Source organism: Pseudomonas sp. Sample_9 (genome assembly GCF_004307535.1).
In the GTDB taxonomy this organism is placed as follows: Bacteria; Pseudomonadota; Gammaproteobacteria; order Pseudomonadales; family Pseudomonadaceae; genus Aquipseudomonas; species Aquipseudomonas mercuritolerans.
Genome location: NZ_RAZO01000474.1, coordinates 4,386 through 12,817, shown reverse-complemented (window position 1 = coordinate 12,817; position 8,432 = coordinate 4,386). Strand labels below are relative to the sequence as shown.

Below are 8,432 nucleotides of genomic sequence, written 5' to 3'. Positions count from 1 at the left end.
CCCCCTTGGCACACCTCCTGCTATAGCCCTGGCAGGCTGCGTTCCGACGCGCTCCACAAAAACAATTAAACGAAGGATCCTTCAATGGATAACTCCAACGCCCTGCCCCTTGGGTCGGCTGCCGTGCCGGCCAAACCAAGAACCACCGCGAGCCGGATCAAATCGATCTTCAGCGGTTCTGTCGGCAACATGGTCGAGTGGTACGACTGGTACGTGTATGCCGCCTTCTCCCTGTACTTCGCGAAAACCTTTTTCCCCGCCGGTTCCACCACCGCGCAACTGATGAACACCGCTGCGATCTTCGCCGTGGGCTTCCTGATGCGCCCGATCGGTGGCTGGCTGATGGGCATGTACGCCGACAAGGTCGGGCGCAAGAAAGCGCTGATGGCCTCGGTGTACCTGATGTGCTTCGGCTCGCTGCTGATCGCCCTGAGCCCGAACTATGAAACCATCGGCATCGGCGCGCCGATCCTGCTGGTGTTCGCCCGCCTGCTGCAAGGCCTTTCGGTTGGCGGCGAATACGGCACCTCGGCGACTTATCTGTCCGAGATGGCGACCAAGGAACGTCGCGGCTTCTTCTCCAGCTTCCAGTACGTGACCCTGATCTCCGGCCAGCTCATCGCCCTCGGCGTATTGATCGTGCTGCAGAACACGCTGACCACCGAACAGCTCTACGCGTGGGGCTGGCGCATTCCGTTCGCCATCGGCGCGCTCTGCGCAGTGGTAGCGTTGTACCTGCGTCGCGGCATGGAAGAAACCGAGTCGTTCACTAAAAAGGAAAAATCCAAGGAAAGCGCGATGCGCACCTTGATGCGCCATCCGAAAGAATTGTTGACCGTGGTCGGCCTGACCATGGGCGGCACCCTGGCGTTCTACACCTACACCACCTACATGCAGAAGTATCTGGTGAACACGGTCGGCATGAGCATCTCCGACTCGACCACCATTTCCGCCGCCACGCTGTTCCTGTTCATGTGCCTGCAACCGATCATCGGTGGCCTGTCGGACAAGATCGGTCGTCGCCCGATCCTGATCGCGTTCGGCGTGCTCGGTACGATCTTCACCGTGCCGATCCTGATGACCCTGCACACCATCCAGACCTGGTGGGGCGCGTTCTTCCTGATCATGGCGGCGCTGATCATTGTCAGCGGCTACACCTCGATCAACGCGGTGGTCAAAGCCGAATTGTTCCCGACCGAAATCCGCGCCCTGGGCGTCGGCCTGCCGTACGCACTGACCGTGTCGATCTTCGGCGGCACCGCTGAATACATCGCGCTGTGGTTCAAGAGCATCGGCATGGAAACCGGTTACTACTGGTACGTCACCGCGTGCATTGCCGTGTCGCTGCTGGTGTACATCACCATGAAAGACACCCAGAAACATTCGCGGATCGTCACTGACTGACGGGGCTACATCGCTGGCAGGCCACAAAATCTGTGTCCTGCCACGAACCCTACGGGGTCTCGCGTCTGGCTGGAAATATGCGCTGGGTCCTTGCACTATGGCGGCATCCGAATGCAGCTCAGGAATCCGCTCCCCATGCCCGATGACATCCACTTCTACGAACCCGCCAACGGCCACGGCCTGCCTCACGATCCGTTCAACGCCATCGTCGGCCCGCGCCCCATCGGCTGGATTTCTTCGCAGGATGCCGAAGGCCGGCTCAATCTCGCGCCCTACAGTTTCTTCAACGCCTTCAACTACGTGCCGCCGATCATTGGCTTTTCCAGTGTCGGGCGCAAAGACAGTCTGAACAACATCGAGCAGACCGGGGAGTTCGTCTGGAACCTCGCCACGCGCCCGTTGGCCGAGCAGATGAACCAGAGCTGCGCGATGGTCGCGCCTGAGGTCAACGAGTTTGAACTGGCAGGGCTTACGACCGTGGCGTCAAAGCTGATTTCGGTGCCTCGGGTCGCCGAAAGCCCGGTGTCCTTCGAGTGCAAGGTCACACAGATCATCCAGCTGCAACGCGCCGATGGCGAAACCGTACCGAGCTGGCTGATCCTCGGTGAGGTGGTTGCGGTGCACATCGCCAAATGGCTGCTGAAGGACGGCATCTACGACACCGCCGCCGCACAACCGATTTTGCGCGGCGGCGGGCCGGCGGATTATTTCCAGCTGGGGCCTGAGGCTCTGTTCAAGATGTGGCGCCCGGGCGCACAGAAGTAATTACCAGATCAGCTCGGCGTCGTCAGTGATGCCCTTGAGCTTGTCCAGCTCGTTGATGGCTGCGTCATCGGCAGCAATGGCGCCGGGGAACACTTGCTCATTGAGCAACTTGTGAAAGCGTGGGGCGCCGCCATCGACCAGGGCCTTGACCGCGATGGCCGCGTAATAACCCTTGTTGCCGCCCAACTCGACGGGGACGACTGCGGAGACTGCTTCGAAGCGTTCAAACTCTTTACGTGCCATGTCGCGGATCCTGGCTCAATCAAATAAGCCGGACATTAAACCCTCAACCGGCGAGTTTGTGTATCGGCGCGGCGCATTGACCGAGGGCCTGCGCGGCGGAAACGTCTCTGAAGGTGTGGAAGTCGAGGCTGTTGACCACCAGGTCCTGGACCAGCTCGGCGAAGACTTCCATCGACGGACTGTTGAAATAAGTCGTCATCATCTGCTGACTGCTCCAGTAGCCGCTGACCAGCCACAGGTCGGCGTCGCACTGCGATTGTTGCAGGGAAAAACTCAGGCAGCCGGGCGCCGCGCGCGAGACCTCGATCAACGCGCTCAGGCGCACGCCGAGTTCCGCCGAACGCCCGGCCTGGGCACGAACGAAGGCCATATGACTGACAGGCATTTGCTTGGACATGATCAACCCTCCATGAAATCGCGTGGCAGCCGGGGGACGGGCTGCGACTGAAGCAAAGATTAAGGGCCGGGCCGGCTGCGCCGTTAGTCGATTCCTGCCTTCGCGTTGCACAATCCTGCGAGACTGCGCAGACGACCTGTAACAACCTGTAAACCCGCGCAACACGTCTGTCATACGGGTTTTGTGTAGGAGTTGCCGAAGGCTGCGATCTTTGGCTTTTGCCTTGAAGATCAACGATCGCAGCCTTCGGCAGCTCCTACGGAATCGTCTGGCGGGTGACCTGCGTGCACCTGCGGGCAGAATCAGGCAAGCATTTGGCAGAATGTGTCTACCGCTGCTGCTTGCACAAACATATGCTCTGCTGCATTCCCCCCTCACTTGCCGAGGATGCCGTGCATGACGTCATTCGATCGTTTTCAAGCCGAACCCAGCGCCGACATGGAAAAGCAGCGCGCGGAGCTGGCGGCGATCATCCGCCGCAACACCAGCGACGATGGCAGCTACCAGACCGCCATCGGTTCGCTGGTGATGTCGCGCCACACCCAGTCCCATGACTTTGCCCCGGTACTCGCGCAGCCGGCGCTGTGCATAATGGCGCAGGGGCGCAAAGAGGTGCGCCTGGCCGATGAGTTCTTCAACTACGACCCGCTGAATTATCTGGTGGTATCGGTTTCGATGCCGCTCAGCGGCCGGGTGGTCAATGTCTCGCCGGAAGAACCGATCCTCGCCGTGCGCCTCGACATTGATCCGACCGAAATCACCGCGCTGATCGCCGACGCCGGCCCGATGGGCGTACCGACCCGGCCGACCGGACGTGGTCTGTACGTGGAAAGAATCGACAGCGCCATGCTCGACGCGGTGCTGCGTCTGGCCCGGCTGCTCGACGCGCCGAAAGACATCGCCATGCTCGCGCCGCTGATTCGCCGGGAGATTCTCTACCGCTTGCTGCGCAGCCCGCAGGGTCATCGTTTGTATGAGATCGCGATTGCCAACAGCCAGAGCCATCGCATCAGCCAGGCAATCAAATGGCTCAACGGCAATTTCGAGCAGCCGCTGCGCATCGATGATCTGGCGCGGGAAGTGAACCTCAGCGTGTCGACGTTGCATCACCGCTTCAAGGCGATGACGGCGATGAGTCCGTTGCAATATCAGAAGCAGCTGCGCCTGCAAGAAGCGCGGCGGCTGATGTTGACCGAAGGCCTGGAAGCCTCGGCGGCGGGGTATCGGGTGGGCTATGAAAGTCCGTCGCAGTTCAGCCGCGAATACAGCCGCCTGTTTGGCGCGCCGCCGTTGCGGGATCTGGCGCGGTTGCGGCTGTCGGTCTGATCCGGAATCTGAAGTGGGGCTTATGGCGCTTTCGCGAGCAGGCTCGCTCCCACAGGGAAATGCATTCCAATGTGGGAGCGAGCCTGCTCGCGAAGGGGTCAGTCCAGGCGCTACATATCTATGATCAGACCGCGCGGATCACATGCTTGATCTCCTGAAACGCCGCCAACCCCCAAGGCCCCAGTTCGCGGCCGACGCTGCTCTGCTTGTAACCGCCCCACGCCGTCTGCGGGAAGATCACCTGCGGAGCATTGATCCACACCAGCCCTGCCTGCAAGGCATTGGCCACGCGATCCGCCGTTGCAGCATCGCGTGTCACCACACTCGCGACCAGGCCGAACTGCGTGTCGTTGGCCAGCGCAATCGCCTCGCTCTCGCTGGCGAAACTGCGTACACACACCACCGGGCCGAAAATCTCTTCACGCCATAACGCGCTGTCCAGCGGCACGTCGGTGAACACCGTCGGTTGGAGAAAATAACCGCGCGGCAAATGCGCCGGACGATTGCCGCCGCACACCAACCTCGCCCCGGCGCTCAAACCGCGATCAATATGCCCAAGCACCCGCTGATACTGCGCCTGATTGACCAGCGCGCCCATCTCCACATCCGCATCAAACGGATCAGCGACTCGAATCGCCTCTGCGCGCTTTTGCAGGTGCTGAAGAAATTCATCCATCAATGCCTCGGCAACCAGCACGCGACTGGTGGCCGAGCACATCTGGCCGGCGTTGAAAAACGCCCCGCCACAAGCCAGTTCTACCGCCAGCTGCAAATCGGCATCCGCCAGCACCAGCAACGACGATTTGCCACCCAGCTCCAGGCTGACACCCTTCACCGTTTCGGCAGCGCGTTGCATCACCTGCACGCCAACCGCATTGCTGCCCGTGAAAGAGATCTTGGCGATACGTGGATCCGCCGACAACGGCGCGCCCACCGCCAGCCCGGTGCCGCAGACCAGATTGAACACGCCGTCGGGCAACCCGCATTCAGCGATGATCGCGGCCAGTTCCAGCTCCGCCAGCGGCGTCACTTCAGAAGGTTTCAGCACCACGCAGCAACCGGCGGCGAGCGCTGGCGCCAGTTTCCATGCGGTGGTGACCATGGGGAAATTCCACGGAACGATCAGCCCGACCACGCCGCAGGGCTCACGCCGCAAGCGTGCGCTGAAATCCTCGCTGGGCAGCGGCACGTTGCTGTCCTGCCCGGCGTCGAGGCCTTCGGCGAGTTCGGCGTAATAGTCGAACGTGGCGATCACGTCATCGACATCGATGGCCGCTTCGAACTGCGGTTTACCGTTGTTGCTCGACTGCAGGTTCATCAAGTGCTCGCGAGCGTTGCGCACGCCGTTGGCAATGTTGCGCAGGATCGCAGCGCGTTCGGCGCCGGTGGTTTTCGACCAATGTTCGAACGCTTCGGTCGCCGCGCTGATCGCCTGGTCGACGGCGTGTTCGTCACCGCCATTGACGGTGGTCAGCAGCGCTTCGGTAGCGGGGTTGATCACCCGTAGATGTTCGCGGCCCGACGACCATTGACCGTTGATGTAGAGCCCGTCGAGTGTGGTTGGAAAACTCATCATTGGGCCACCGCCTGCATCCACTGGTTCTGGTCGATTTCAATCAGCGTCGGGCCTTGCCGGTCCGTCGCTTTACGCAGCGCTGCGCGCAATTCGTCGATGCTGCTGATGGCTTGCGCGGCGCAACCGAGGCCCTTGGCCACGGCGACGAAATCCGGGGTGTAGATGTCCACGCCAACCGGTTCGATGGCGCGGTTGACCATGTACTTTTTGATCTCCTCGTAACCCTGGTTATTCCACAGCAGCACGATTACCGGCACCCGCGCTTCAACGGCGCTGGCCAGTTCCGGCAGGGTGAATTGCAAGCCGCCGTCACCGATCAGGCACACCACCGGCGGGCGCGCGCCGTTATCGAGTTGTCCACCGAGCCACGCACCAATCGCCGCCGGCAACGCATAGCCGAGGGTGCCGTAACCGGTGGATGCGTTGAACCAGCGTCGCGGACGCTCGGGGTTGAACGTGAGGTTGCCGGTGTACACCGGTTGCGTGGAATCGCCGACGAACACCGCTTCGGGCAATTCGTGCAGCACGGTTTCGAGCAAACGCGTCTGCGCCAGCGTTGGTGCATCCCAGCTCGCCGCCAATTCATTACGCAGACGCGCGGCGCGGACCTGGCCCCAATCATTGCGGCGTTCGACCAGCGGTTGGTGCGACAAGGCGCTGAGCAATGCTTGCGCGGCATTGCGCGAATCAGCGACCAGTGCGATGTGCGGCGGGTAGTTGCGCACGGTCTGATCGGCATCGATGTCGATGCGCAACAGCTTGCCGGGAACCTCGAAGCCGCCGGCGAAGGTCACGTCGTAATCGGTCTCGGCCAGCTCGGTGCCGATCGCCAGCACCACGTCGGCTTCAGCGACCAGTGCGCGAGTGGCAACCAGGCTTTGCGTCGAACCGATCAACAATGGATGGCTGGTCGGCAGCATGCCTTTGGCGTTGATGGTCAGCGCCACTGGAGCGTCGAGCAATTCGGCGAGTCGGGTCAACTCCGGCGCCGCGTCGATAGCACCGCCGCCGGCGAGAATCAGTGGACGTTGCGCCGTGGCGAGCAGTTCGCTCATGCGGGCCACGGCAGCCGGTGCGGCGCCGGCGCGATCGATATTCACCGGCGGGCTGGCGAGCAACTCATCGGCCTCTTCCACCAGCACGTCCAACGGAATTTCGATGTGCACCGGACGCGGTCGTCCGGCCTGGAACAGCGCGAAAGCGCGAGCAAGCACCACCGGCAGTTCGGCAGCGGACATCAGCGTGTGCGAGAACGCTGCGACGCCGCCGACCAGTGCGCTCTGGTTCGGCAGTTCATGCAACTTGCCGCGGCCACCGCCCAACTGACTGCGCGACTGCACGCTGGAAATCACCAGCATCGGAATCGAATCGGCGTAAGCCTGGCCCATGGCCGTGGTGATATTGGTCATACCCGGGCCGGTGATGATGAAGCACACACCGGGTTTGCCGCTGGTGCGCGCGTAGCCGTCAGCCATGAACCCGGCGCCCTGTTCATGACGAGGCGTGACGTGGTTGATGCTTGAACGGGCGAGGCCTCGGTACAGCTCAACGGTATGCACACCGGGAATGCCGAACACCTGCTCGACCGCGTAATTCTCCAACAGCTTGACCAGTACTTCGCCGCACGTTGCCATGTTGATTGCCCTTTCATTCACTGAACACTCCCTGTGGGAGCGAGCCTGCTCGCGAATAAGCGGTCCAGCCAACATCCGTGTCGAACCTTGAACCGTCTTCGCGAGCAGGCTCGCTCCCACACGGTCCGTGGAGTGCCCATTGGAACGGTGCGCAACTGGCAGCAACAATCGATTAAAAGTCATACTAGCCATGTCGCCACGTCATACCTCGGATCGCCATGAAACGCCTGCCACCCCTGCCCGCTCTGCATACGTTCTGGATCACCGCGCAATGCTGCAATTTCACTCGCGCCGCCGAGCAGTTGCACATCACTCAGGGCGCGGTGAGCCGGCAGATCGCCGGGCTCGAAGAACAGCTCGGTTATCCGCTGTTCATTCGTCTGGCCCGAGGTCTGGCGCTGACGGCCGAAGGCCGCGAATGGCTGCCGCGAGTGGAAAAGGTCTTCGGGCTGATCAGTGAAGCGACCGAGCAGATCGGTCTGACGCGGCAAACCTTGCAACTCAAGGCCCCGAGCTGCGTGATGCGCTGGCTGCTGCCGCGTCTGCTGCAATGGCAGAAGGAACGCCCGGACGTGCCGGTGAAACTGACGGCCTCGCTGCAACACGGCGTGGACTTTCAGCGCGAGCAATTCGATGCCGCGGTGATCTACGGTCCGCCGCCGGACAATTCGCCAGGCGCACTGCATCTGTTCGACGAGCAACTGACACCGGTCTGCTCGCCGCAACTGCTCAAGGGCTCGCCCGCGCTGAATTCACCGCAGGATTTGCAAGAGCATCTGTTATTGCACCCGACCCACGACATTCAGGACTGGTCGGTATGGCTCGATGCGGCGGGTTTGCAACTGGGCAATCTGCGCAGCGGCCAGCATTTCGAAACGCTGGATCAGGCAATGTCGATGGCGTCGCACGGGACGGGGGTGGCGATCGGGGACTGGTCGCTGATTGGCGATGATCTGAACGCAGGACGGCTGGTGAAGCCGTTTGCGTTGAAGGTGAAGACGGGGTTGGCGTATTACGTGGTGGTGCCTGCTGGAGCCGAACCCTCGCCGCAACTTGAGGAGCTGATGCTCTGGCTGGTTGAGCAGGC

The 8,432-nt window shown here is 61.8% G+C and carries 8 protein-coding genes; 4 read left to right on the top strand and 4 right to left on the bottom strand.

All coding sequences use genetic code 11. The annotated features are described in order from the left end of the window. The first annotated feature begins 84 nt into the window (after positions 1-84). Together D6877_RS27125 and D6877_RS27120 are read left to right on the top strand one after the other, a co-directional pair. On the top strand, positions 85-1,404 hold the full coding sequence (locus tag D6877_RS27125; RefSeq protein WP_076563978.1) for an MFS transporter: 1,320 nt from the start codon (positions 85-87) through the stop codon (positions 1,402-1,404). 135 nt (positions 1,405-1,539) lie between these two features. After that, positions 1,540-2,169, top strand: coding sequence for a flavin reductase family protein (locus D6877_RS27120; RefSeq protein ID WP_016773448.1), 630 nt, complete (start codon positions 1,540-1,542; stop codon positions 2,167-2,169). On the opposite strand, the gene D6877_RS27115 is transcribed toward D6877_RS27120, so the two are convergent. Together D6877_RS27115 and D6877_RS27110 are read right to left on the bottom strand one after the other, a co-directional pair. Next, positions 2,170-2,412, bottom strand: coding sequence for a hypothetical protein (locus tag D6877_RS27115; RefSeq protein ID WP_130912680.1), 243 nt, complete (start codon positions 2,410-2,412; stop codon positions 2,170-2,172). A 43-nt stretch (positions 2,413-2,455) separates the two neighbouring features. After that, positions 2,456-2,809, bottom strand: coding sequence for an antibiotic biosynthesis monooxygenase family protein (locus D6877_RS27110; protein ID WP_016773446.1), 354 nt, complete (start codon positions 2,807-2,809; stop codon positions 2,456-2,458). 396 nt (positions 2,810-3,205) lie between these two features. Here D6877_RS27110 and D6877_RS27105 point away from each other — a divergent pair, with 396 nt between their 5' ends. Further along, the gene (locus D6877_RS27105) at positions 3,206-4,135 is read left to right on the top strand and encodes an AraC family transcriptional regulator (RefSeq protein WP_130912679.1); all 930 of its coding nucleotides are present in this window, start codon (positions 3,206-3,208) and stop codon (positions 4,133-4,135) included. Positions 4,136-4,259: 124 nt separating this feature from the next. On the opposite strand, the gene D6877_RS27100 is transcribed toward D6877_RS27105, so the two are convergent. Next, entirely contained in the window at positions 4,260-5,708 is a 1,449-nt protein-coding gene (locus D6877_RS27100; protein WP_178083761.1) for an aldehyde dehydrogenase family protein, read from the bottom strand. Next, a complete protein-coding gene (locus tag D6877_RS27095; RefSeq protein WP_130912677.1) occupies positions 5,708-7,345 on the bottom strand; it encodes a 5-guanidino-2-oxopentanoate decarboxylase in 1,638 nt (545 codons plus the stop codon). Before D6877_RS27095 ends, D6877_RS27100 begins: the two co-directional genes overlap by 1 nt. Before the next feature lie 218 nt (positions 7,346-7,563). Here D6877_RS27095 and D6877_RS27090 point away from each other — a divergent pair. Continuing rightward, positions 7,564-8,432, top strand: an 869-nt coding sequence (locus tag D6877_RS27090; RefSeq protein ID WP_130912684.1) for a LysR substrate-binding domain-containing protein, incomplete at its 3' end; no start/stop codon positions are given.

Excerpts from the sequence above, each read along its gene's own strand:
- D6877_RS27125 (WP_076563978.1), top strand. The coding sequence starts at position 85 with ATGGATAACTCCAACGCCCTGCCCCTTGGGTCGGCTGCCGTGCCGGCC.
- D6877_RS27120 (WP_016773448.1), top strand. The coding sequence starts at position 1,540 with ATGCCCGATGACATCCACTTCTACGAACCCGCCAACGGCCACGGCCTG.
- D6877_RS27115 (WP_130912680.1), bottom strand. The coding sequence starts at position 2,412 with ATGGCACGTAAAGAGTTTGAACGCTTCGAAGCAGTCTCCGCAGTCGTC.
- D6877_RS27110 (WP_016773446.1), bottom strand. The coding sequence starts at position 2,809 with ATGTCCAAGCAAATGCCTGTCAGTCATATGGCCTTCGTTCGTGCCCAG.
- D6877_RS27105 (WP_130912679.1), top strand. The coding sequence starts at position 3,206 with ATGACGTCATTCGATCGTTTTCAAGCCGAACCCAGCGCCGACATGGAA.
- D6877_RS27100 (WP_178083761.1), bottom strand. The coding sequence starts at position 5,708 with ATGAGTTTTCCAACCACACTCGACGGGCTCTACATCAACGGTCAATGG.
- D6877_RS27095 (WP_130912677.1), bottom strand. The coding sequence starts at position 7,345 with ATGGCAACGTGCGGCGAAGTACTGGTCAAGCTGTTGGAGAATTACGCG.